Source organism: Thalassospira sp. UBA1131 (genome assembly GCF_002311515.1).
Taxonomy (GTDB): Bacteria; Pseudomonadota; Alphaproteobacteria; order Rhodospirillales; family Thalassospiraceae; genus Thalassospira.
Genome location: NZ_DCAO01000073.1, coordinates 7591 through 8309, shown reverse-complemented (window position 1 = coordinate 8309; position 719 = coordinate 7591). Strand labels below are relative to the sequence as shown.

Below are 719 nucleotides of genomic sequence, written 5' to 3'. Positions count from 1 at the left end.
CCGGCAATCAGTTTGATCAGCGATGATTTCCCTGCCCCGTTCGCACCGACCACGGCAACCACTTGCCCCGGCTTTATATCAAAATTGACCCCGACCAAGGCCGGATCGGAATCCGCACTGTAACGGAAACTGACCCGTGAAAATGTGACCGCCCCGTCAAAGCGATGCTGTTCGACCGAACGCGGGACAAGGTCCCCTTCGGGCGCAATGGTCATCAGGCGGTTGATCTGGCGCACACTGCCGCGCAACTGCGCCAGCCGTGGCATGCCGAGAAACGCCTGATTGATCGGACCAAGAACCCGCCAGGCCAGCATCATCGATGCCACCAGCGCACCGACACTCATTTGGGCTTCCATCACCCGCTGCGCGCCAAAGGCAAGCACAAGCGCACCGGACGTAATCATCAGAACCTGGGCCAATGTATTGATGACGTTATTGACCATCGCCACCCGATAGCCGGAATAGGCTGTATCAGCGGAAATATCGCGAAAGCGTGCCAACCAGCGTTGCTCGGATGCGGTGTATTTCAGTGCCGACATCTTGCCGACGGTCTCCACCAGGAATTCCTGACGGTTGGCACCATGACGACCAAGTTCGGAAACACGGCGTGCGACAACCGGAAATGCAACGATGCCGATCAGTACGAACACACCGATCAATGCAATCGGGATCAATGCCAGCCAGCCGCCAAGATAGAACATGACAATCAGGAACAGCGG

General features: G+C 57.3%; 1 protein-coding gene. It reads right to left on the bottom strand.

The annotated features are described in order from the left end of the window. Positions 1-719, bottom strand: a 719-nt coding sequence (locus tag B3Z49_RS11710; protein ID WP_296990991.1) for an ABC transporter transmembrane domain-containing protein, incomplete at both ends; no start/stop codon positions are given.